General features: G+C 67.4%; 20 protein-coding genes. 9 read left to right on the top strand and 11 right to left on the bottom strand.

The window, feature by feature from the left end; genetic code table 11:
• Window positions 1–146 precede the first annotated feature (146 nt).
• From folE to DXK93_RS22055, 5 genes are all read left to right on the top strand, one after another.
• Window positions 147–692 carry a GTP cyclohydrolase I FolE gene (gene folE / locus DXK93_RS22075; RefSeq protein ID WP_119451110.1) on the top strand — a complete coding sequence of 182 codons (546 nt, stop codon included), beginning with the start codon at window positions 147–149 and terminating at the stop codon, window positions 690–692.
• A 229-nt stretch (window positions 693–921) separates the two neighbouring features.
• On the top strand, window positions 922–1,950 hold the full coding sequence (tauA, locus tag DXK93_RS22070; RefSeq protein WP_119451109.1) for a taurine ABC transporter substrate-binding protein: 1,029 nt from the start codon (window positions 922–924) through the stop codon (window positions 1,948–1,950).
• 91 nt (window positions 1,951–2,041) lie between these two features.
• Window positions 2,042–2,875, top strand: a complete 834-nt coding sequence (locus DXK93_RS22065; protein ID WP_054456797.1) for a taurine ABC transporter ATP-binding protein — start codon at window positions 2,042–2,044, stop codon at window positions 2,873–2,875.
• Complete coding sequence (locus DXK93_RS22060) at window positions 2,868–3,695, top strand: ABC transporter permease subunit (RefSeq protein WP_054456796.1); 828 nt, start codon at window positions 2,868–2,870, stop codon at window positions 3,693–3,695. Before DXK93_RS22065 ends, DXK93_RS22060 begins: the two co-directional genes overlap by 8 nt.
• A 107-nt stretch (window positions 3,696–3,802) precedes the next feature.
• Entirely contained in the window at window positions 3,803–5,380 is a 1,578-nt protein-coding gene (locus DXK93_RS22055) for a PLP-dependent aminotransferase family protein (RefSeq protein WP_119451108.1), read from the top strand.
• Here the strand turns inward: DXK93_RS22055 and DXK93_RS22050 are convergent.
• From DXK93_RS22050 to xsc, 11 genes are all read right to left on the bottom strand, one after another.
• Window positions 5,360–6,763, bottom strand: coding sequence for an FAD-binding oxidoreductase (locus DXK93_RS22050; RefSeq protein WP_199728321.1), 1,404 nt, complete (start codon window positions 6,761–6,763; stop codon window positions 5,360–5,362). The two genes, DXK93_RS22055 and DXK93_RS22050, sit on opposite strands and share 21 nt — an antisense overlap.
• 45 nt (window positions 6,764–6,808) lie before the next feature.
• Complete coding sequence (locus DXK93_RS22045; protein WP_119451107.1) at window positions 6,809–7,201, bottom strand: nuclear transport factor 2 family protein; 393 nt, start codon at window positions 7,199–7,201, stop codon at window positions 6,809–6,811.
• A gap of 124 nt (window positions 7,202–7,325) precedes the next feature.
• Window positions 7,326–8,297, bottom strand: coding sequence for a GTP-binding protein (locus DXK93_RS22040; RefSeq protein ID WP_119451106.1), 972 nt, complete (start codon window positions 8,295–8,297; stop codon window positions 7,326–7,328).
• Between the two features lies 1 nt (window position 8,298).
• Entirely contained in the window at window positions 8,299–9,954 is a 1,656-nt protein-coding gene (locus DXK93_RS22035; RefSeq protein WP_119451105.1) for an amidohydrolase, read from the bottom strand.
• Window positions 9,955–9,982: 28 nt separating this feature from the next.
• Window positions 9,983–11,005, bottom strand: a complete 1,023-nt coding sequence (locus tag DXK93_RS22030) for an ABC transporter ATP-binding protein (protein ID WP_054456790.1) — start codon at window positions 11,003–11,005, stop codon at window positions 9,983–9,985.
• Complete coding sequence (locus DXK93_RS22025; protein WP_054456789.1) at window positions 11,002–12,003, bottom strand: ABC transporter ATP-binding protein; 1,002 nt, start codon at window positions 12,001–12,003, stop codon at window positions 11,002–11,004. The genes DXK93_RS22030 and DXK93_RS22025 overlap by 4 nt, the downstream gene beginning before the upstream one ends.
• Entirely contained in the window at window positions 12,000–12,902 is a 903-nt protein-coding gene (locus DXK93_RS22020) for an ABC transporter permease (protein ID WP_119451104.1), read from the bottom strand. The genes DXK93_RS22025 and DXK93_RS22020 overlap by 4 nt, the downstream gene beginning before the upstream one ends.
• Window positions 12,899–13,867, bottom strand: coding sequence for an ABC transporter permease (locus tag DXK93_RS22015; protein WP_054456787.1), 969 nt, complete (start codon window positions 13,865–13,867; stop codon window positions 12,899–12,901). The genes DXK93_RS22020 and DXK93_RS22015 overlap by 4 nt, the downstream gene beginning before the upstream one ends.
• Before the next feature lie 12 nt (window positions 13,868–13,879).
• Window positions 13,880–15,457, bottom strand: a complete 1,578-nt coding sequence (locus DXK93_RS22010) for an ABC transporter substrate-binding protein (protein WP_054456786.1) — start codon at window positions 15,455–15,457, stop codon at window positions 13,880–13,882.
• A gap of 133 nt (window positions 15,458–15,590) precedes the next feature.
• Window positions 15,591–16,511, bottom strand: a complete 921-nt coding sequence (locus DXK93_RS22005) for a bifunctional enoyl-CoA hydratase/phosphate acetyltransferase (RefSeq protein WP_119451103.1) — start codon at window positions 16,509–16,511, stop codon at window positions 15,591–15,593.
• 87 nt (window positions 16,512–16,598) lie between these two features.
• The gene (xsc, locus tag DXK93_RS22000) at window positions 16,599–18,410 is read right to left on the bottom strand and encodes a sulfoacetaldehyde acetyltransferase (protein WP_054456784.1); all 1,812 of its coding nucleotides are present in this window, start codon (window positions 18,408–18,410) and stop codon (window positions 16,599–16,601) included.
• Window positions 18,411–18,570: 160 nt separating this feature from the next.
• Between xsc and DXK93_RS21995 the strand changes: the two genes are divergently transcribed.
• The 4 genes from DXK93_RS21995 (at window position 18,571) to DXK93_RS32175 (ending at window position 21,868) form a co-directional block, all read left to right on the top strand.
• Window positions 18,571–19,329 carry an IclR family transcriptional regulator gene (locus tag DXK93_RS21995; protein ID WP_054456783.1) on the top strand — a complete coding sequence of 253 codons (759 nt, stop codon included), beginning with the start codon at window positions 18,571–18,573 and terminating at the stop codon, window positions 19,327–19,329.
• Window positions 19,330–19,508: 179 nt separating this feature from the next.
• On the top strand, window positions 19,509–20,897 hold the full coding sequence (gene dbpA, locus DXK93_RS21990; protein ID WP_119451102.1) for an ATP-dependent RNA helicase DbpA: 1,389 nt from the start codon (window positions 19,509–19,511) through the stop codon (window positions 20,895–20,897).
• Window positions 20,898–21,064: 167 nt separating this feature from the next.
• Entirely contained in the window at window positions 21,065–21,472 is a 408-nt protein-coding gene (locus DXK93_RS21985; RefSeq protein WP_054456781.1) for a DoxX family protein, read from the top strand.
• A gap of 231 nt (window positions 21,473–21,703) precedes the next feature.
• Window positions 21,704–21,868 (top strand): hypothetical protein, encoded by a 165-nt coding sequence (locus DXK93_RS32175; protein WP_166738291.1) that lies wholly within the window; start codon window positions 21,704–21,706, stop codon window positions 21,866–21,868.
• The last annotated feature ends 20 nt before the right edge of the window (window positions 21,869–21,888 follow it).

The raw sequence follows: 21,888 nt of genomic DNA, 5'->3' as shown, positions 1-21,888 counted from the left end.
CGCTACGCGTGCTTGCTGCCCCCCGAGGGGGCTGTTTCCCCTTGGGGCGGCCCGGCGGGGAAACCCTTCTTGTGGCCTGAGGTAGACTTGCAGCACTACGCTACACAGTAAAGCGCCGCAACCAGCGCCGCCCCCAGGAGTCCCCGATGTCATTGGAAAAGAACTACACCGCCATTCTTCAAGAACTAGGGGAAGATCCGTCCCGCGAAGGGCTGGCCGATACGCCCGCCCGCGCCGCCAAGGCCATGCGCCACCTGTGCCGCGGCTACGGCCAGAACCTGGACGAAATCGTCAACGGCGCGCTGTTCACCTCCGACACGCGCGAGATCGTGCTGGTCAAGAACATCGAGCTGTACTCGCTCTGCGAACACCACATGCTGCCCTTCATCGGCAAGGCGCACGTGGCCTACCTGCCCAACGGCAAGGTGCTGGGTCTGTCCAAGGTCGCCCGCATCGTCGAAATGTACGCGCGCCGCCTGCAGATCCAGGAAAACCTCAGCCGCCAGGTGGCCGAAGCCGTGCAGTCGGTGACCGGCGCCGCCGGCGTGGCCGTGGTGATCGAGGCCCAGCACATGTGCATGATGATGCGCGGCGTGGAAAAGCAGAACTCGTCCATGGTCACCTCGGTCATGCTGGGCGAATTCCACGACAATCCGTCGACCCGGGCCGAGTTCCTGAGCCTCATCCGCTAGGCCGATCCCCCTCTCCCCCTTTTGGCGCATATCGCGGGCCGCCTCGCCGGCCGCACCCCGCCGCGCCGGCCGCGCCAGGACTGGCGTTGCCGGCGCGGCGGGCGGGCCCGGGCCTTTTTGGCTCCTACTGATTAGGGCATCTGGCCCTAGCGTTCTGGCTCCATCCGGGCAAACTGGCTCCAGCATGCCGGTCGCGCCGGAGCGCGGCCGTTCCCTCCCGGAGATCTCCATGAACGCGATATTCCGCCTCATCCGCCGCTGCACCCTGGCCGGCCTGGCCGCCGCGCTGTTGGCCGCTCCCGCCTATGCCCAGACCAAGCTGGTGGTCGGCTACCAGTTGATCGTGGGGCCATTCCTGACGGCCATCGCCGACGGCAGTTTCGACAAGGCCTTGAAGGACGCCGGCTACCAGGTGGACTGGCGCCAGTTCACCTCCGGCGGCGACATCTCCACCGCGCTGGCCTCCGGCAATGTGCCGGTCGGCGTGCTGGGCTCCACCGGCATCACCGCGGCCGCCACCCGCGGCGTCGACATGGAGCTGTTCTGGATCCTGGACAACATCGGCAAATCCGAGGCGCTGGTGGCGCGCAACGGTTCCGGCATCAACAGCACGGCGGACCTGAAGGGCAAGCGCGTCGCCACGCCCTTCGTGTCCACCTCGCACTTCCATCTGCTGGTCGGGCTGGAACAGGTCTGGAAGATCAATCCGCGCGACGTGCGCATCCTGAACATGCAGCCGCCGCAGATCGTGGCCGCCTGGCAGCGCGGCGACATCGACGCGGCCTACGTCTGGCCGCCCGCCCTGACCGAGATCGCCAAGAGCGGCAAGATCATTGCCGACTCGGAACAGATCGGCAAAGCCAGCGTGCCAACCTTCGACGGCATCGTGGTCGATCGCGCCTGGGCCGCCAAGAATCCGAAGTTCATGGCCGCCTTCACCAGCGTTTTGGCCAAGTCCTATGCGGACTACCGCGCCAACAGCGCCAAGTGGACCGCCGATTCCCCGCAGGTCAAGAGCATCGTCAAGCTGATCGGCGGCAAGCCCGAGGACATGGTCGAAGCGCTCCAGCTGCTGGTCTTCCCGACCGTGCAGGAACAGGCCTCCAATGTCTGGCTGGGCGGCGGCAAGGAATCGGGCGCCGCGCGCGCCTTCGCGGCCAGCGCCCAATTCCTGAAGGACCAGAAGCAGATCGACCGCGCCCTGGCCGACTACAGCCCGCACGTCACCGACAAGTACGCCAAGGCGGCCGAGAAGTAAGGAGCGCTTGCGGCCAAGGCGGCCCGTCCGGCGCCGCCTGCCCAGCGCCACGCAGGGCTGCGCGCAGCCCGTCGCAACCAGGGGAGCCGGCATGACCATGCAGTCCTCGTCCGCCACGCATAGCCTGTGCGCGGAAAAAGTAAGCGTCACCTACCCCGGCCTGCACGAAAGCGGTCCGGTCATCGCGTTGCAGAACGTCAACCTGACCATCCAGCCTGGCGAGTTCGTCGTGGCGCTGGGCGCCTCGGGCTGCGGCAAGACCACCTTGCTCAGCCTGCTGGCCGGCTTCCTGTCGCCCACCGAGGGCGAGATCACGCTGGGCGGCCGGCCTATCGTGGGTCCCGGCGCCGACCGCGGCGTGGTGTTCCAGAAGCATGCCCTGCTGCCCTGGTTGAACGTGCTGGAGAACACCGAGTTCGGCCTGAAGCTGCAAGGCGTGGACAAGGAAACCCGCCGCGCCCGCGCGCGCCGCAATCTGGAGCTGGTGGGCCTGCAGGACTTCCACCGCCACATGATCTACCAGCTGTCCGGCGGCATGCAGCAGCGCGTGGGCATCGCGCGCGCGCTGACCTGCAACCCCGCCATGCTGCTGATGGACGAACCCATGGCGGCGCTGGACGCGCTGACGCGCGAGACCATCCAGGAGCTGCTGCTGGATATCTGGCGGCAGACCAACAAGATGTTCTTCTTCATCACGCACAGCGTCGAAGAAGCGCTGTTTCTGGGTTCGCGGCTGATCGTCATGTCGCCCCGCCCGGGCCGCATCACGCATACCTTCACGCCGGACTTCAACCGGCGCTACCTGGAGACCCGCGATGGCCGCAGCATCAAATCCAGTCCCGACTTCATCGCCATGCGCGAACAAGTCCTCGGCATCATCTATGGCGACGAGCGAGCCTCCTCCCCCCAAGGCTTCCATGGCTAGCAGCCGCCCGGGACACAAGCCCGCCGCGCCGGGCAAGGTCTACGGCGCGCCGGGCGCGGGCTACAGCGGCCACATCAGCCTGATCACCAGCCTGGCGCTCATCGGGCTATGGTTCCTGGTGACCAGCGCCGGCTGGGTGCGGCCATTGTTCCTGCCCTCGCCCCTGGCGGTGTACGACAAGTTCGTCTCGGCCATGACCGACGGCGTGGCCAACTCCACGCTGACCGAACATGCGCTGGCCAGCCTGTCGCGGGTGTTCGGGGCCTTCTTCCTGGCCTGCGTGACCGCCATTCCCGTCGGCATCCTGATGGGCGTGAACCGGTACGCGCGCGGCATCTTCGATCCGCCCATCGAGTTCTACCGCCCGCTGCCGCCGCTGGCCTATCTGCCGCTCATCATCATCTGGTTCGGCATCGGCGAATTCCCCAAGGTCCTGCTGATCTACCTGGCGATCTTCGCGCCCATGGCGATCGCGGCGCGCGCCGGTGTGCGCTCGGTGTCGATCGAACAGATCCACGCGGCCTACGCCATGGGCGGCACGCCTGCGCAGGTGGTCTGGCACGTGATCCTGAAGGCCGCCATGCCGGAGATCTTCACGGGCATGCGCATCGGCATCGGCGTGGGCTGGACCACGCTGGTGGCCGCCGAAATGGTGGCCGCCGACCGCGGCCTGGGCTTCATGGTGCTGAACGCCGCCCAGTTCCTGGCCAGCGACACCGTCATCATGGGCATCATCGTGATCGGCGTGTTCGCCTTCGCCTTCGACCTGCTGGTCCGTTATCTGGAGAAGTTCGCCATTCCGTGGAAGGGACGGGTCTGAAACGCGCCCGGGCAATCCCTCATTTCGTCCCCCATCCGGCTCCTCTATCCTCAAGAGCGGCGCCTGCGCAGCGGCTACCGGCTGCGCGGCCTAGACAAGGAGCCGTCATGTCCAGCCAGGCCTCGATGCTCAAGCCTGTGTTGTGGGAGCGCCTGTTCGAACGCGAAAGCGCGCCCAACCTCAGCCTGCAGGGCTGCGTGCGCCAGATGCTGGTGTCCGCCATCCTCAGCGGCCACCTGCCGCCGGGCACGCCGGTGCCGTCCAGCCGGCATCTGGCCGACCAGCTGCGCATCGCGCGCAACACCGTCGTGTTCGCCTACCAGCAACTGGTGAGCGAGGGTTATCTGGTGTCGCGCGAACGCAGCGGCCACTTCGTCAGCGACACGGTCATGCGCGGCCATTCCGGTCCGGCTGCCGACGCCCCGCCCGCCGACGGCGGCGAGCCGGACGTGCGCTGGGACGAAAGGCTGCGCTTCCGCCCGTCCCGGCAACGCAACATCACCAAGCCGCGCGACTGGCAGAAGCAGCCCTATCCCTTTGTCTACGCCCAGTTCGACCAGGACCTGTTCCCCACCGCGGAATGGCGCGAATGCTGCATCAAGGCGCTGTCGGTGCTGGACATCCGCAGCTGGGCGCCGGACCTGATCACCCACGACGACCCCGCACTGATCGAGCAGATCCGCACCCAGGTGCTGCCCCGCCGCGGCGTCTGGGCCGACGCCGAGGAAATCGTCATCACCGTGGGTGCGCAGCATGCGCTTTACCTGCTGGCCGACCTGCTGGTCAACGAGGACACGGTGGTCGGCATGGAAGATCCCGGCTACCCCGACGCCCGCAACATCTTCGCCAGCCACACGCGCAACCTGCTGCCGCTGCCGGTGGACGAACAAGGGCTATGCACCGGCACCCATCTGCTGGGCTGCGACTACCTCTTCGTCACGCCGGGCCACCAGTGCCCCACCACGGTCACGCTATCTCCGGAGCGCCGCCAGAACCTGCTGACGCTGGCGCGCCAGGCCGACAGCCTGATCATCGAGGACGACTTCGAAAGCGAAAGCCGCTGGGGCGAAGGCGCGATTCCCGCCTTGAAGAGCCTGGACCGCGACGGCCGCGTGATCTACGTGGGCAGCCTGGCCAAGTCCTTCGCGCCCGGCCTGCGCATCGGCTACATCGTGGCGCCACGCGAACTCACCGCGGAACTGCGCGCCCTGCGCCGGCTCATGCTGCGCCACCCTTCGGCCTACATCCAGCGGGCGTTTTCGCTGTTCATTTCGCTGGGGCACCACCATTCGCTGCTGCGCAGGCAATCGCAGGCCTACCAGGAGCGCGGCACCGAACTGGCCCGCGCGCTGGCGCGGCACCTGCCCGATTTCAAGGTCATACCCATTACCGGATCCTCGTCCTGCTGGCTGCAAGGCCCGCCCTGGCTCAACGCCTGCGAGCTATCCGAGGCCGCGCTGGCCGAGGGCGTGGTGGTGGAACCCGGCGACGTCTTCTTCATGAACGGAGCCGACGCGCCGCGCAACTTCCTGCGGGTCGGCTTCACATCGATCCGGCCGGAACACATCGAGCCGGGGATTGCCCGACTGGCCAAGGTGGTCGACCGCTACCGCGGCCGCGCCGCGGACGGCAAGCAGGCCCCGCAGGGCCCGGACTTGCACGCGCTAGAGCACTTCGTCTCTTAGGTAGTACCAGCGGTACAGCAGGCCCTGGCCCAGCCTGCGGAACGGCGCGAACATATGCCCCGGCAAGGGCGAGTCGTAGATCGGCAGGTCCCAGGCCACGCCGTCCTTGCCCATCATGCGTTGCGCCAGGCGCTTGCCCGCGTGGGCCGAGAACGCCACGCCATTGCCCCCGTAGCCGAAGGCGTAATAGACCGGCTGCGCCGGGTCGGGCTGGGTCACGCGCGGCATCATGTCGTGGCTCACGTCCACCCAGCCCCACCAGGAATAGTCCACGTCCACGCCCGCCAGCGTGGGGAACTTGCGCGCCAGCCCTTCGCGCAGCAGAGCCAGATGGCGCGGATGCTGCGCGTCGGCGCCGCGCAGCGCGCTGCGGCTGCCGATCTGCATGCGGCCGTCGGGCAGCAGGCGGTAATAGAAGCGCAGGGTTCGCGTGTCGGTGATGAACACCGTGCTTTTGAGGCCCGCTGCATCGCGTTCCGCCGGCGTCAGCACCCGCGTCACCAGCGAGTTCGACAGCACCGGCATGATGCGGTTGTCCAGCAAACGGTTGACGCCCTGCGCGGTATAGCCGCCAGTGGCGAACGCCACGCGCCGCGCGCGCACGTAGCCGTTGGGAGTCTGCAGCCGCACACCGCCATTCTCGGCGCGCCAGCCCAGCACCGGGCTGCCCGGATGGATGCGCACGCCCAGGGCCCGCGCCTGCCGCATATAGCCATAGGCGAGCTTCAACGGATGCACGCCCACGCCATCCGGCTCGTGCATCGCGCCCACCGCCTCGCGGTCGTACACGTAGCGTTCGCGCAATTCCTCCCGGCTCAACATCCGGGCGTCATAGCCGAACACCTCGCGCATCACGCGGGCTTCGTTTTCCAGGAACGCCATCTTCTTCTGGCGGTGCGCCGTGTACAGATGGCCGCCAGGTTGCGCGTCGCAATCCACCTGGGCCACCAGGCTCTTCCAATATTCGAAGCCTTCGCGGATCTCGGCGTCCAGACGCTTGGCGGTCGCCAGGCCCCAGCGCGCTATCCATTGCGAACGGTACAGGCGTCCGGACGCATTCTGTCCCTGTCCGCCGTTGCGGCTGGTGCAGCCCCACACCGCGCGATTGGCCTCGAGCACCACGGCCTTCACGCCGAAGTCGCGCGCCAGCGTCAACGCCGCCGACAGCCCGGTAAAGCCCGAGCCCACGATCACCACATCGGCGTCGATATCGCCGTTGACAGGGCCGTCATCCTCGGGCGGTTCGCCGGCGGTCGCGACCCAGTAGGTGGGCGCGTAGTCCTGCCCGCGGCCGGGCGGGGACACCAGCGGATCGTAGGCCGGGTTGTAGGCGCTGATCGCCGTCCGGCCAGCGGGGGCCGGACCTACAGGTTGGAAGGACATTTGAGTATCCATGCTGCGTTCCGGTTGCTGGATGCGGGTGCGTGTTCAACCGCGGGCCGGCAATACCGGGCGCTGCTTGCGGTAGGCATTCTTCACGCGGATCTTGCCGTCCCGGAAGGTGAAGACGTCCACCATGTCCGCCTCCACGCGGGAGCCGTCGGCGGCGGTGCCGGTAAAGGTCGATTGGGACACGCCGCGGTCGCCTGCGACCCAATGCGTGCCGTTCTGCCACTGCGCATCGGGGAAATTCGCCCAGGCCGCCGCGAAGGCCGCCCGCACCGCCTCGCGGCCTTCGTGCCGCGCGCCCCATCGCTCGGGGCCGGCCACGGTCTCGAACACGCAGTCGTCGCTCATGAAGGACATCAAGGCGTCGATATCGTGGCGGTTCCAGGCCGCCGCGAATTCGGCCAGCATGTCCGCGGTGACGGTCTTCTGCATTGCATACCTCCGGTAGACGCGGGCGCAAAGCGCGCCAGCATTCAAGATCCAAGGTAAGTGAGGCACCAGGCAGGGTCTAGAACCAGAAGCGGGGAATCGCTTGCACCAGATGCTTGCTCGCCCTTCAAGCCGCCGCCGGCGCCAGCCAGGCGTCGACGTCCGCGGGCTCAACGGCGCCGCGCATGCCGATCAGCACCAGCGACGGCTCGTCCAGATCCTCGGGCGGCCTGGCCTGCGTGTCGTAGCGCACGCGCCGGCCCGCCAGTTGCACCAGCACCAGGCCGTGGCGATCGGTGCGCACCCAGCCCTTTGCCCGCAGCAGCTGCCTGGGCGCGTCGCGCAACCGGCTGGCGAGCCGGTCGGCGTCCAGCAGCGCGGGCGCGCGCCACAGCCAGCTCTGGAATGGATGGTCGGGGTCGTCGGGCATCGCGGCGTGGACGTGTCCCGCATGGTTGCAAGCGCCGCTGGCGCATGCCTGCGCAAGGCCGCAAGACCCGCCTTCGCCCAGCAGATGGCGCAGGTCCACGCGCCCTTCGCGCGTCTCGACCATCGCGGCCCCGCATGTCGCCGCTTGCAGCCATGAACGCAACGACGCCAGTTCGGCGGCGGACGCCAGATCGGTCTTGTTCAACACCAGCAGATCCGCAGCCTTGAGCTGGCGTTCCACGGTATCGGCCAGCAAGGGATCCGCCGCCAGCGTGCGCACGTTCGCGGCATCTGCCAGCACCACCACGCCCTCAAGCTGCAGCATGGGATCCGACATGCCGACCTGCGCGATGCGGCCCGGATCCGACACGCCGCTGGCCTCGATCACGATCCATTCCGGCAAGGGGTCCAGCGCCAGCACGCGCGCCAGGGCATCGTCCAGGCCGCCCGCCATGGAACAGCAGACGCAGCCGTTGGCCAGCCTGATCACCTGGTCGCTGCGCTGCGCGATCAGCCCGGCATCGATATCGACCGGGCCGAAGTCATTGACCAGGACCGCCGCGCGGCGCTGGCTGCGGGACAACACATGATTGAGCAAGCTGGTCTTGCCCGCGCCCAGGAATCCGCCCACCACGGTCAGCGCAATTCGCGGTGCGCCATGGGCCGCCATCTCAGGCTTCCCGCAGTGGCAAGGGTCTGCCGCCGATCACGGTGCCCAGTACGCGCACGTCCTTCAGCTTCTCGGGCGCCACCTCCAGCGGATCGTCCTGCAGCACGCAGAAGTCCGCATGCTTGCCGACCTCGATGGAGCCGACGAGATGGTCCAGGTGCAAGGTGTAGGCCGCGCCCAGCGTGACCGCATGCAAGGCCTGCTCCACACCGATGCGTTCGGACTCCCCCAGCACCTTGCCCGACGAAGTCTGGCGGTTCACGGCGCACCAGGCCGTGAATAGCGGTCCCAGCGGCGTGATGGGCGCATCCGAATGGATGGAGAACGGCACGCCGGCGCGCGCCGCCGAGGCGCAGGCGTCCATGCGCCTGGCGCGATCCGGCCCCATGGTCAGGGCGTGATGGGCGTCGCCCCAGTAGAAGATGTGGTTGGCAAAGAGATTGGCGCACATGCCCAGGCTGGCCATGCGCCGGAACTGGGCCGCGTCGGCCATCTGGCAATGCTGCAAGGTATGGCGGTGATCGCGCCGCGGGCTGCGGCGCAAGGCGCGATCCACCGCGTCGATCGCAAGCTCGGTGGCTTCGTCGCCATTGGTGTGTATGTGCAGTTGCACGCCGGCGTCGTGGTAGGTCTGGACCATTGCGTCCAGCTCGGCCGGCGCGATCACCCAGATGCCGTTGGGCGCGCCGTTGTAGTAGCCGGGCCAGCGCAACCGGGCGGTAAAGCCCTGGATCGAACCGTCCACCACCAGCTTGACCATGCCCAGATGCAGCTTGTCGTTGTTCAGGCGCCGGGCCTCGGCCAGCTTGGCCAGGCAGCGCTGCGGATCGCCCGCGTAGGTCAGCGCGGACGCGGCCGGCACGATGCGCACGGGATAGTCCGGTTCGGCGGTGATGCGAGCCAGCGTCGCCAGACCCTCGTCGCCCAGTTCATTGACCAGGTCCGTGGCCGTGGTGACGCCCGCCCACTGCGCCACCTTGCCGAACATGCGCAGGCCCTCTTCCGATACGCCCACGGTGCGGAATGGACTGCCGATCAGGCGCATGACGGGGAACATCGCGGCGAATTCGCAGAGTTCGCCGCTGGGCCGTCCGTCTTCCATGCGCGTCACGCCCTCGATGTCGGTATCGCGGTCTATGCCGGCGCGCGCCAGCATGGGCGTGTTCACGTTCATCAGGTGCATGCTGGCATGCATGACCACCACGGGCCGCTCGGCGGACACCGCGTCCAGGTCCTGCACGCGCATGCGCGCGCCTTCGAAGAAGATCGGGTCGAAGCCCCAGCCTATCAGCGTCTCGCCGGCCGCCAGGACGCGTTCGGCCTCGCGCAGCCGCGCGGCCACCGCATCGAAACTCTTCAAGCCTTCCCACAGCCTGCCATCGGGTCCGCGCCGGTCGTAGAAGCCCACGTACACGAACTTCCACATTCCGCCTTCCGGCAGATGGCAATGCCCTTCGACCAGGCCTGGCATGAGCACTCTGTCCGCATAGCGCTCGTCGAGGTCGGCCGGACCCCAGCCCGCCAGTTCCTCGCGGCTGCCCACTCCCAGGACGCGGCCCTCGCGCACCGCCACGTGCGTGGCGCGGGGCTGCATCGGGTTCATGGTCAGGATGCTGCGCGCGGCATAGATCGTGGTTCGGGCGCGGGATTCGGTCATCTGTCTGTCCTTCTATCGGAGGGTGGGCTCATCCCTGCAGCGGCGACGCCAGGACGCCATCGCGGGATTCGACGAAATGGCAGGCCACGCGGTGGCCCGGCGCGACTTCGCGCAAGCCGGGTTCGCGCGTGGTACAGAGCGGCTGCGCGGCCGGACAGCGTCCGGCAAAACGGCAGCCCGGCGGCGGATCGACCGGACTGGGCGGATCGCCCGCCAGCCGCACGCGGCGCGCGGCCAGCTCGCGCCCGCCCTTCACGGTCGGCACCGCCGACATCAGGGCGACGCTGTAGGGATGCAGCGGCCGCGTGAAGAAGGCGTTGCGGGTGGCCTGCTCGATGATCTTGCCCAGGTACATGACGGCGATGTCGTCGCAGATGTGCTCCACCACCGCCATGTCGTGCGAGATGAACAGGAACGACTGGCCCTGCTCGCGTTGAATGCGCCGCAGCAGGTTCAGGATCTGCGCGCGGATGGCGATATCCAGCGCGGACACCGGTTCGTCGCAGACGATCAGGTCCGGCGCACTGGCCAGCGCCCGCGCCACGTTCAGCCGCTGCCGCTGGCCGCCGGAAAACTGGTGCGGAAACAGTTGCCGCTGCTCCGGGCGCAGGCCCACCAGTTCGAACATGCGGGCCACGCGCGCCTCGCGTCCGCCGGGCGGATCGATGCCCATCAGGTCCAGCGGCGCACGCACGATGTCGCCCGCCCGCTGGCGCGGATTGAGCGAGGAATACGGATCCTGGAACACCAGCTGCACGCGGCGGCGCATGCGGCGCAGGGCGGAGCCGTTCAGCGCCGTCATGTCCGTACCGTCGAAGTGGATGGAGCCCGCGGTCGGGTCCGCCAGCCGCAGCACGGACAAGGCCGTGGTGGTTTTGCCCGAACCGGACTCGCCCACGATCGCCAGCGTGCGGCCGCGCTGCAGCTCGAAGGACACGCCGTCCACGGCCTTCACGACCACCGGCTTGCCGTCGCGGCCACGCCCGCCGATGGGAAAATGCACGGCAAGATCGCGCACGGACAGCAAGGCGGAAGATTGCGGTGACGTCATTGCGCGGTCTCCGGATACAGCCAACAGGCGACTTCCTGCCCCTCGCCTACACGGGTCAGGGGCGGAAACGCGTCGCGGCAGCGCGCCATGGCCTGCCCGCAACGTTCCATGAAGGGGCAGCCCGCGCCGCGCTCCCAGATCGAAGGCACCACGCCGGGAATCTCCGGCAGGTCCGGGCGCACGTCGTCGGGCTCGCGGTCCAGCTCCGGCAGACAGGCGATCAGCCCCTGGGTATAGGGATGGCGGGGCTGCGCCAGGATCTCGCGCACGCCGCCCTGCTCCACCACCCGTCCGCCGTACATGACCACGACCCGGTCGGCCATCTCCGACACCGCGCCCATGTCATGCGTGATCAGCAGCACCGCGGTGCCGCGCCGCGCCTGCTGTTCGCGCAGCAGGTCGAAGATCTGCGCCTGAACCGTCACGTCCAGCGCCGTGGTCGGCTCGTCGGCGATCAGCACATCCGGATCGCAGGCCAGCGCGATGGCGATCATCACGCGCTGCCGCATGCCGCCGGACATCTGGTGCGGATAATCGTCCACGCGCCGCTCCGGCAAGGGGATGCCCACCGACTTCAGCATTTCGATGGCGCGCTCGCGCGCCTGGCTCTTGCTCAGGCCCTGATGCAGCCGCAGGGGCTCCGCGATCTGGTCGCCGACCGTATACACGGGATTCAGCGCCGTCATGGGCTCCTGGAAGATCATGGAGATCTTGTTGCCGCGCACCTGGCGCATGGCCTCCTCGTCGCGGCCGGCCAGGTCGTCGCCGCGCAGGCGCACGCAGCCCCCGCCGATGCGCCCCGGCGCTGGTATCAGCCGCATGATGGCCAGCGCCGTCATGCTCTTGCCGCAGCCGGACTCGCCCACCAGGCACAGGGTTTCGCCGGGGTTCAAGTCGAAGCTCACCGCGCTCAGCACCTCGGCGACACGGCCGCGCGACTGGAACTCGAGGCTCAGGCTGTCGACCTCCAGCACGGGCGCCTGCAGCGCGGCGTTCATGCCCGCCCCCGCGAGTTCGGGTTGAGCGCGTCGTTCAACCCGTCGCCGATCAGGCTGACGGCCAGCACGGTCACGAAGATGGCGGCGCCCGGCAGGGTCACCGCCCACCACGCGGTCAGGATGTAGGGGCGATTGCTGCCTATCATCAAGCCCCAGCTCATGATGTTGGGGTCGCCCAGCCCCAGGAACGACAGGCCCGCCTCGAACAGGATCGCCGTGCCTATCGCCAGCGTCGCCGACACGATCAGCGGCGCCAGCGCGTTGGGCAGGATCACGCGCCAGATGATGCGCGCGTCGCCCGCGCCTATCACCCTCTCGGCCAGCACGTACTCGCGGCGCTTGAGGCGCAGGAACTCGCCGCGCGCCAGCCGCGCCGTGCCCGGCCAGCTGACCACGCCGATGGCGATGGCGATGGTCGCCAGCGACGGCGAAAACAGCGTAACCAGCACCATGGCGAACAGCAGGGTCGGCAGCACCTGGAAGAATTCAGTGATGCGCATCAGGGTTTCGTCGATCCACCCGCCGTAATAGCCCGCCAGCGCGCCGACCGTCAGCCCGATGGCCATGGACAGCACGGCCGCCACCACGCCGACCAGCAAGGTGGCTCGGCCTCCATAGACCATGCCGGTCAATACGTCCCGTCCAAGGTAGTCGGTGCCCAGCAGCGCGTCCGCGCCCGGCGGCGTCATGGGAGCGCCGGCGATCTCGAAGGGATCCGCCTCCATGATCATGGGCCCAAAGAGCGTCACGGCCAGAATGGCGGCCAGCAGCAGCACGCCTGCCAGCGCCGCGGGATTGCGCGCGAATACCCGCAAGGCCTCGTACGACGGACGGGCCGGCGGCCGCGCCGCCTGGCCTTGCATGGCGGCGATGGATACGGCGGGAGGAGTCTGGCTCATGAGGTCTTGATCCTGGGATCGATCAGGCGATAGGCCAGATCGGTAAGCTGATTCATCACGACCACCAGCAGCGAGGCGAACAGCAGGATGCCCAGCAGCGTGGGATAGTCGCGCCTGAGCACGGAGTCGAACGCCAGCCGGCCCAGCCCGGGCCAGTTGAAGACCGTCTCGACCAGGATCGCGCCGGCCAGCACGTTGCCGAACTGCAGGCCCAGCATGGTCACCACCGGCAGCACGCCGTTGCGCAGCGCGTGCTTGTAGAGCACGGAGCGTTCCGGCAAGCCCTTGGCGCGCGCGGTGCGGATGTAGTCGGCCGACAGCGCCTCCATGACGCTGGCGCGCGCCAGCCGGCTGTACTGCGCGAGGTAGACGAAGGCCAGGGTGAAGGCCGGCAGCACCAGGTGATGCAGCACGTCCAGCACACCCGCCCAGCCGTCCTGCGGCCCGCCGGCGGAACGCATGTCCGACACCGGGAAGATCGGCAGCGCCGAGGCGAACAGGATGATAAGGATGATGCCCGTCCAGAACACCGGCGCGGAGTAGCCCACCACCGACAACAGCGTGATGCCTTGCGACAGCGGCCCATTGGGCTTGCGCGCGGCCAGCGTGCCCAGCAGCGTGCCGGCCAGGAACGCGCTCAGCACCGAGGTCACCACCAGCAGCAGCGTGGCAGGCACGCGGTCCCAGATCAGCTGCGCCACCGGCACGTTGAAGAAATAGGAATAGCCCAGGTCGCCCCGCAGCACCTGCATCAGGTAGATGCCCAGTTGCGTCAGGAAGGGCTTATCCAGCCCGTACTGCGCGCGCAGCTGCGCACGCAGTTCTTCGCTGATGCCGCCCATGGAGCCCGCAATGGTCTCGACCGGATCGCCCGGCGAGATGTGGATCAGCAGGAAATTCAGCGTCACCACGGCCAGCAGCAGCACCAGCGCATAGGCAAGGCGGCGCAAGAGATAGCGCGTCATGGCGGCTCCACCCTACTGCAGGTAGGTGTCGTCCATGGGCGATATAACGCCCCAGATGCCGTCCGGCAGGCCGTGCACCTTCTTCAGCGACAGGGTGTGGTACGGAATGACCGTGAGGAAGTCGATGGGCACGTCGGCCGTGACCAGGCGCTGGAATTCGGCGTACAGCGCGCGGCGCTTGTCCGCGTCGGTTTCGGTGCCGGCCTGTTCCAGCAGTTCGTCCACCTTGGGGTTGGAATAGGACTGCGTGTTGGTCCAGATGATGTCGCGGATATTGCTGGACAGGTAGGTGCGGTGCACGCCGATCACCGGATCGCCCCAGTTGAAGACGATGTCCGTGGTCATGTCGAAATCCTTGCCGGCGATGCGCTTGGCCCAGGTCGGGAAATCAGGCGAGGCGCGAACCTGCACCGCGATGCCGACCTTCTTCAACTGACTGCGCAGGTATTCCGCCACGTTCTTGCCCTGCACGTCGGAACCCGGCATGTAGTCCACCGTCAGCGACAGGCGTTCGCCTTTGGCGTCCTTCTTGTAGCCTGCCTCTTCCAGCAGTTGCTCGGATTTCTTCAGGTCCAGCGGATACTTCGCCACATCCTGCGTGGCAAACGGGCTGGTGCCGATGATAGGCCCGTCGGCGGGCTTGGCGAAGCCCGCGTTCAGCGCCTTGGTGATGAAGCCCTTGTCGGTGGCATAGGCGATGGCCTGCCGCACCCGCACGTCGTTCAAGGGCTTGCGCGCCGTATTGAAAGCCAGCCAGCTCAGGGCGCCTATGCCCTCATAGCCCTTGCTGGTCATGACGATGGCGGAATTTTCCTTGGCGCGCCGCAGGATGGTGGGCTCGGTCATGAAGGGCAACACGCCGATGTCGCCGCGCTCCAACCCGATCAGCAGATTGGTGGCGTCGGGATTGATCTTCACCACGATCCGGTCCAGGTAGGGCTTGCCGGGCAGGAAGAACTTGTCGAACTTCTCCAGCACGATTTCCTGGCCCGGCTTGAATTCCTTGAACTTGAACGGACCCGATCCGACCACGTCGGCCGAGTTGCGCGGATGGCTCTTGAGGTCCTGTCCATCGTCGTAGATGTGCTTGGGCAGCACCGGCATCAGGGCCGGCGACAGCGCCAGCAGGATGGCCGGATGGGGCTTGCTCATGCGCAGCACCACGGTGTAGGGATCCGGCGTGTCCACGGCCTCGACAGGCGCGAACATGGTCTGGAACGGATGGTTCTTCTTGACCGCCATGACCGAGAACGCCACGTCGGCCGAAGTCACTGGCTTGCCGTCATGGAATACCGCATCTTTGCGCAGATGCAGGGTCAGCGACTTGCCGTCCGGCGCCAGTTCCCAGGACTGCGCCAGATAGGGATGCGGCTTCCATTCGGCGTCGTAGCGCAGCAGGCTGGCGAACAGCTGCGTGCTGGGCAAGGCGGTTGCGATGCCCGACTGCACCGCGCCGTTCAGATGCCGCGGCACCTGCGTCGACCCTATCACCAACGTACCGCCGGACTTGGGCGCGTCCGCAGCCATGGCCCCGCCCGCAAGGGCCAACGCCGTCAGTATCGTGGTCAGGCATTTTTTTGCGCTGCGCATGTTCTACCCCTTGATGTCCAGTGTCACGAGCCATTCATCGGATGGCCTTGGGGCTAGCGTATCCAGCCTGCTGGTCCAGGCTTAGTACCAAACCGCCGGACTTTTTGGAGCCAGCCCCGCGGACGGTCAGGATTCAGGCTGCCAGCGCCCGCGCGTACAGCGAAGCGACTGCGCAACTGTTGACGCGGGCCTGCATGGAATCGGAGCGGCTGGTCAGCAGCACAGGCACGCGCGTACCCAGCACCAGTCCGGCGGTACCTGCGCCGGCCAGCCAGGTCAGCTCTTTGTAGAGCATGTTGCCGGCCTCGATATCGGGCACCAGCAGGATGTCGGCATCGCCCGCCACGCGCGAGACGATGCCCTTCTGATCGGCTGCCTCGCGCGAGATGGCGTTGTCGAAGGCCAAGGGGCCGTCGATCTCGCCGCCGCGGATCTGCTGGCGGTCCGCCATCTTCGACAGGGCCGCCGCGTCCAGCGTGGCGGGCATGGAAGGATTGACGGACTCCGTAGCGCACAGCACCGCGAGCTTGGGGCGGTCCACGCCCAGCGCGCGCGCCAGGTCGATGGCGTTCTGCGCGATGTCGGCTTTCTCCTGCAATGTGGGCGCAATGTTGACGGCCGCGTCGGTCAGGATGAAAAGCTTGGGGTACGCCGCCACCGCCATCACGAAGGCGTGGCTGATGCGCCGATCGGTGCGCAGGCCGGCGTCGCGCGCCACCACGGCCGACATGAAGTGGTCCGTGTGCAGGCTGCCCTTCATCAGCATGCGCACCGCGCCGTCCCGGGCCAGCGCCGCCGCCGCGCGCGCGGCCTGGCACTCGTCATCCGGCGTGTCGAACACTTCCACTTCGTTGTCGCGCAGCCCCAGTTCCGCCATCAGGACGCGCAGCCTGGCGGCCGGGCCGACCAGCACCGGTTCGATGTAGCCGGCGTCGCGCGCCTGCACGGCCGCGCCCAGGCTGGTCGGGCACAGCGGATACGCTACCGCAGTGCGCAAGCGGCCGGCCGACAGCGCGGCATTGCGCAGCGGCTCGAACAAGCGATCGCTTTCCATTTCTGTCTGCTCCTGCCGCGGAGATCCGCGGCGCCTGGCGGAAGAAATCCGGCGCGGCCGCCGCCACGCCGGACGCACGCTGCGCGATCAGCGCTTGGCCGGATCGATCGACAGCGGCACCTCGCCCGGATGGAAAGGCTGGTTCACGTACTGCTTGTACTTGTCCAGGAAGCGTACCGGCTGCTTGAGCGCGTCGCGGCGGAACGGGTCGCCCAGTTCCTGGCTGACCATCATCTCCAGCACGGTGGTCTTGCCTTCGGACTGCGCCTTGCATGCGGCCTGCAAGGCGGCGCCCACCTGGTCGGCATGCTCCACCCTGATGCCTTCCGCGCCCATGGCCCGCGCCAACTCCGAAAAGTTCGGGTTCTTCAGGTTGCTGCCGACGAAGCGGCGGCCGTAGAAGTCCACCTGGTTCTTCTTTTCCGCGCCCCATTGGCCGTTGTGGAACACCACGGCCGTCACCGGTATCTTCTCGCGCACGCAGGTCAGCAATTCCTGGAAGCTCATGCACCAGGCGCCGTCGCCCACGTAGGCCACGGCCGGACGGTCGGGCCGGCCGAGCTTCGCGCCGATCAGCGCCGGCAAGGCGTAGCCGCAATTGCCGAAGCTCATGGCGGCCAGCATGGAGTTCGGCTCGTCGAAGCGCAGATAGCTGTTGGACACCGAGCAGATGTTGCCGATGTCGGTGGACACCATGACATGCTTGGGCATGGCGCGTTCCAGCTCGCGCAGCATGCGGCGCGGATGCATGCGGCCGCCGCCGTGCTCGATGATGTCCAGGCTCCAGTCGTCTCGTTCGTGCGACCAGCTGTCCAGTTCCTTTTCCCATTCGGCCTTCTGCGCCGCGATCTGTTCGGCGCGGCCACCTTTGGTGGCGGCGCAAGCGATCTCGCGTCCCCGCAATTTGCCCGCCAGCGCCGCAGCCGCCGGCTTGGCATCGCCGCAGATGCCCACCGACACCGGACGCACCAGGCCCAGCATGCGGTGGTCGGCGTCCACCTGGATGATGCGCGCGCCCTGCGGCCAGTAGTCCAGCCCGTGCTGCGGCAAGGTGCCGAAGGGTCCCAGGCGCGTGCCCAGCGCCAGCACCACGTCGGCCTGCGACAGCAGCTTCATGCCGGCCTTGGCGCCCTGGTAGCCCAAGGGGCCGCACCACAGCGGGTGGCTGGCGGGGAATGCGTCGTTGTGCAGGTAGCTGGTGACCACCGGCGCGCCCAGCAGTTCGGCCAGAGCCACGCATTCGGCCTGCCCTTCCGAGAACAGCACGCCGCCACCCGCCACAATGACGGGGAACTTGGCCTGCGCCAGCATTTGCGCAGCCGCCTCCAGGTCCTCTTCCGAGCCCGGACCGCGGCGGATGCGGCGCGGTTCCGGAATGGCCACGTCGATCTCGCCGTAGAAATAGTCGCGCGGGATGTTCAACTGCGTCGGACCGCGCTCGGCCAGCGCATTGTCGAAGGCCTTGGCGGTGAATTCCGCCATGCGGTCGGGCCGGTTCACATGGGCCTGGTACTTGGTGATGCGCGAGAAGATCGGCAACTGCTCGGTTTCCTGGAAGCCGCCCAGCCCCATGCCCGCGGTGCCGGTCTCGGGCGTGATGGCCACGACCGGGCTATGCGCCCAGTACGCCGCCGCCACGCCGGTCACGAAATTGGTGATACCGGGGCCGTTCTGCGCGATGCAGACGCCGTGGCGCCCCGTCACGCGCGAGTAGCCGTCGGCCATGTGCGCGGCGCCCTGCTCGTGCACCGTCGGCACGAAGCGGATGCCGGCCGCCGGGAACAGGTCCAGCGCGTCCATGAAGGCCGAGCCGACGATGCCGAATACGTCCTTGACGCCCTGCGCGACCAGCGTTTCCACAAACGCTTCGCTGGGGGTCATGTGTTGCTTGCTGCTCATGGTCTCTCTCCTGGCAGGCCGGCGGTGTCGGATTGCATCTGGGCCGGCATGATCCGATACTGCAGCAGAAACCTGCCCGTTCCCAGCCCATGGCGTTTCATTTTCTGCAAAATCCGTGCGACGATGCGCAGCAAGCCGCCGAATCTTCAATTATTGAAAGATGAAAGACGAATCCTCCGCAGCGCTGCGCGCGCTGACCCTGCTGGAACAGGTCGCCCGCTCGGGGCAGCCGGTATCGCTGGCTGCGCTGACGGACGCCACCGGCCTGCCCAAGCCCTCCGTGCTGCGCATCCTGTCGCGGCTGGTCGACGCCGGCATGCTGCTGCGCGAGCCCGCCGGCAAAAGTTACGTCAGCGGCCCGCGCCTGAGCGCGCTGGCACGTGAAACCCTGCTGAATTCACCCTTGCGCGGCGAACGCCACCGCATCCTGGACAGCCTGGTCGACGAAATCGGCGAAACCTGCAACTGCACCATGCTGGACGGCGACGAGGTCATCTACCTGGACCGCGTCGAAACCGCCTGGCCGCTGCGGGTGAACCTGCAATCGGGCTCGCGCGTGCCGCTGCATTGCTCGGCCAGCGGCAAACTGTTCCTGGCCCACATGCGGCGCGAGGCGCGCCAGCGGCTGCTGGCCGCGGCGCCCTTGCCGCGCTACACGCCCAACACGCTGTGCGACGTGGCCGCGCTGGAACAGGAACTGCGCACCATCAAGAAGGAAGGCGCGAGCTTCGACCGCGAGGAATTCCTGCTGGGCATCGTCTGCATGGCGGTGCCCATTCTGCATGGCACGCGCGCCATCGCCGCGGTCGCCTTGCACGCACCGGTGGCCCGGCTGTCCATCGAAGGCGCGCGCGCCTGGTTGCCGCGCATGCAAGAGGCCGCCCGGGCGCTGGCCGGCACCTACGGGCCTGACGCCTAGCGGCCGGCGGCTCCCGCCCGCCCAGGGGCGCGTCTGGAATGCTATGTTCCGCCTTTGTTGCAAGGGCCATCGGCCGCAGGCATTACACTCTTGGGCGTACGCGCGCCTGCCTCATGACGCAGCCGCCCCTTCCTTTTGCCGCCAGGCCGATGCCGGGCAGAAAGCGACACTCTTCTATCGTGACCGACACTTCCTTTACCTCCCTGCCCCTGCTGCCCGCCCTGCTCGACAACCTGAAGAGCCTGGGCTTCGAGCAGATGACACCCATCCAGGCCCAGAGCCTGCCGCTCATCCTGGAAGGCCGCGACCTCATTGCGCAAGCCAAGACCGGCAGCGGCAAGACCGCGGCCTTCGGCCTGGGCGTGCTGCAGAAGCTCGATCCCGCGCGCTTGACCCCACAGGCACTGCTGGTCTGCCCCACGCGCGAACTGGCGGACCAGGTCGCACAGGAGTTGCGCCGGCTGGCCCGCCAGATCGCCAACGTCAAGATCCTGACCCTGTGCGGCGGCGCCGCCGCCCGTCCCCAAGCCGAATCGCTGGCGCGCGGCGCGCACCTGGTGGTGGGTACGCCCGGCCGGATCCAGGATCACCTGGAGCGCGGCAGCCTGGACCTGTCGGGCCTGAACACCCTGGTGCTGGACGAGGCCGACCGCATGGTCGACATGGGCTTTTATGACGATATCGTGGCCATCGCCTCGCATTGCCCGACCAAGCGCCAGACGCTGCTGTTCTCGGCAACATATCCCGACAACATCCGCAAGCTCAGCGCCCGCTTCCTGCGCAATCCCGCCGAGGTCAAGGTCGAGGCGCAGCATGACGCCAGCCGCATCGAGCAGATCTTCTACGAAATCGACGAAAAGGACCGGCTCGACGCAGTGACGCGCCTGCTGGCGCACTTCCGCCCCGAATCCACGCTGGCCTTCTGCAACACCAAGATCCGCAGCCACGACCTGGTGGAACGGCTGCAGGCCGAAGGCATCAGCGCCCAGGCCCTGAACGGCGACCTGGAACAGCGCGAGCGCGATGAAATCCTGATCCAGTTCGCCAACCGCAGCTGCGCCGTGCTGGTGGCCACCGACGTGGCGGCGCGCGGCCTGGACATCCAGAACCTGGGCGCCGTGATCAACGTCGACGTGACCAAGGACACCGAGGTCCACGTGCACCGCATCGGCCGCAGCGGCCGCGGCGAACAAAAGGGCCTGGCGCTGAGCTTGTGCTCGCCCGAGGAGATGCGCTGGGCCAACCTGATCGAGCAGTATCAGGGCGCGCCGCTGGTGTGGGGCGACATCAAGGCCTTGCGGCCCAAGGCCGATCGTCCCTTGCGCGCGCCCATGATCACGCTGTGCATCCAGGGCGGCAAGAAGGACAAGCTGCGCCCGGGCGACCTGCTGGGCGCGCTGACCGGCGACGGCGGCCTGACGTTCGAGCAGGTTGGCAAGATCAACATCACCGAATTCAACTCCTATGTGGCGCTGGACCGGCAGATCGCCAAGCAGGCGTTCTCGCGTCTGTCCAACAGCAATATCAAGGGCCGGCGCTTCCGCATGCGCTATCTGGAAGAGTTCTGAGTGTCGGCGGGCGACAAAAACTTGATGGTTTTGCTCGGGTTTTGCAATAATGGCGCGGCCTGCCCCGGCGGCCGCCCTGCCCGCGATCACCGGGGCGCGGAACCAAAGGCTCGCGCCCTGTTCCAACGGCCGCGGTCCCCTTTCAACCAATAGATGAGAAACTCACCATGATCAAATCCGACGACACCGGCAAGCTGATCCTGCGCCTGACCCTCGGTATTCTGATTCTGCTGCATGGCCTGTTCAAACTGACCGGCGGCGGCGTCGGCGGCATCAGCGGCATGCTGTCCTCGCACGGCCTGCCCGGCTTCCTCGCCTATGGCGCCTACGTCGGCGAAATCCTCGCCCCCGTGCTGCTCATCGTCGGCATCTACACCCGCCTGGGCGGTTTGCTGATCGCCATCAACATGGTCGTCGCCATCCTGCTGGCCCACTCCGGCCAGATCAGCAGCATGACCAACAACGGCGGCTGGGCGCTGGAACTGCAAGGCATGTTCCTGTTCACCGGCCTGGCCATCGCCTTCATGGGCGCGGGCCGCTTCAGCCTCGCCGGTAACGGCGGCCGCTGGAACTGACAGCCGTAACACGGCGCTACGCGCTATGAGGGGGTCGCCGAGGCGGCCCCTTTTCTTTTGCGCGGACATTGATACGAACGACATCGACGGTCACGCAGGCGCAAATATCCGTCACCGGAAAGCTGTTTCGGAACGATTACAGTGCAGAACCGTGGAGACCGGCCTGTGGCCTAATCCTGACGAGCGCAAAAAAGGCGTGAACCACGCCAGGCGCTCGGCAGGAGTCGCAAAATGAAGAAAAGCCTATTGCTGATGCTGGCCATGACCAGCGCCTTGACCGGTTGCGTGGTCGTACCCGCCAGGCCCGCGCACTATCGTCCCGCGCCGGTCTACTACACGCCGCATTATTACTACCCGGCGTATCCAGCCCCCCATTACTACTATCGTGGCTATTGATCCGCGCGCCCGTTGCGCCA

The sequence above is a fragment of the Achromobacter sp. K91 genome, from assembly GCF_003576205.1.
GTDB lineage: Bacteria > Pseudomonadota > Gammaproteobacteria > Burkholderiales > Burkholderiaceae_B > Achromobacter > Achromobacter aegrifaciens.
The sequence above is the reverse complement of the archived record's forward strand: the minus strand, read 5'-3'. Positions and strand labels throughout refer to the sequence as shown.

What these genes read in the sequence shown, in the direction of transcription:
- DXK93_RS22050 (WP_199728321.1), bottom strand. Translation starts at nt 6,763, where the DNA reads ATGTCCTTCCAACCTGTAGGTCCGGCCCCCGCTGGCCGGACGGCGATC.
- DXK93_RS22005 (WP_119451103.1), bottom strand. Translation starts at nt 16,511, where the DNA reads ATGGAAAGCGATCGCTTGTTCGAGCCGCTGCGCAATGCCGCGCTGTCG.
- DXK93_RS22020 (WP_119451104.1), bottom strand. Translation starts at nt 12,902, where the DNA reads ATGAGCCAGACTCCTCCCGCCGTATCCATCGCCGCCATGCAAGGCCAG.
- DXK93_RS22055 (WP_119451108.1), top strand. Translation starts at nt 3,803, where the DNA reads ATGTCCAGCCAGGCCTCGATGCTCAAGCCTGTGTTGTGGGAGCGCCTG.
- DXK93_RS22045 (WP_119451107.1), bottom strand. Translation starts at nt 7,201, where the DNA reads ATGCAGAAGACCGTCACCGCGGACATGCTGGCCGAATTCGCGGCGGCC.
- DXK93_RS22060 (WP_054456796.1), top strand. Translation starts at nt 2,868, where the DNA reads ATGGCTAGCAGCCGCCCGGGACACAAGCCCGCCGCGCCGGGCAAGGTC.
- DXK93_RS22040 (WP_119451106.1), bottom strand. Translation starts at nt 8,297, where the DNA reads ATGGCGGCCCATGGCGCACCGCGAATTGCGCTGACCGTGGTGGGCGGA.
- DXK93_RS22010 (WP_054456786.1), bottom strand. Translation starts at nt 15,457, where the DNA reads ATGCGCAGCGCAAAAAAATGCCTGACCACGATACTGACGGCGTTGGCC.
- DXK93_RS21985 (WP_054456781.1), top strand. Translation starts at nt 21,065, where the DNA reads ATGATCAAATCCGACGACACCGGCAAGCTGATCCTGCGCCTGACCCTC.
- tauA (WP_119451109.1), top strand. Translation starts at nt 922, where the DNA reads ATGAACGCGATATTCCGCCTCATCCGCCGCTGCACCCTGGCCGGCCTG.
- DXK93_RS32175 (WP_166738291.1), top strand. Translation starts at nt 21,704, where the DNA reads ATGAAGAAAAGCCTATTGCTGATGCTGGCCATGACCAGCGCCTTGACC.
- DXK93_RS22025 (WP_054456789.1), bottom strand. Translation starts at nt 12,003, where the DNA reads ATGAACGCCGCGCTGCAGGCGCCCGTGCTGGAGGTCGACAGCCTGAGC.
- xsc (WP_054456784.1), bottom strand. Translation starts at nt 18,410, where the DNA reads ATGAGCAGCAAGCAACACATGACCCCCAGCGAAGCGTTTGTGGAAACG.
- DXK93_RS22065 (WP_054456797.1), top strand. Translation starts at nt 2,042, where the DNA reads ATGACCATGCAGTCCTCGTCCGCCACGCATAGCCTGTGCGCGGAAAAA.
- DXK93_RS22030 (WP_054456790.1), bottom strand. Translation starts at nt 11,005, where the DNA reads ATGACGTCACCGCAATCTTCCGCCTTGCTGTCCGTGCGCGATCTTGCC.
- DXK93_RS22015 (WP_054456787.1), bottom strand. Translation starts at nt 13,867, where the DNA reads ATGACGCGCTATCTCTTGCGCCGCCTTGCCTATGCGCTGGTGCTGCTG.
- DXK93_RS21995 (WP_054456783.1), top strand. Translation starts at nt 18,571, where the DNA reads ATGAAAGACGAATCCTCCGCAGCGCTGCGCGCGCTGACCCTGCTGGAA.
- folE (WP_119451110.1), top strand. Translation starts at nt 147, where the DNA reads ATGTCATTGGAAAAGAACTACACCGCCATTCTTCAAGAACTAGGGGAA.
- DXK93_RS22035 (WP_119451105.1), bottom strand. Translation starts at nt 9,954, where the DNA reads ATGACCGAATCCCGCGCCCGAACCACGATCTATGCCGCGCGCAGCATC.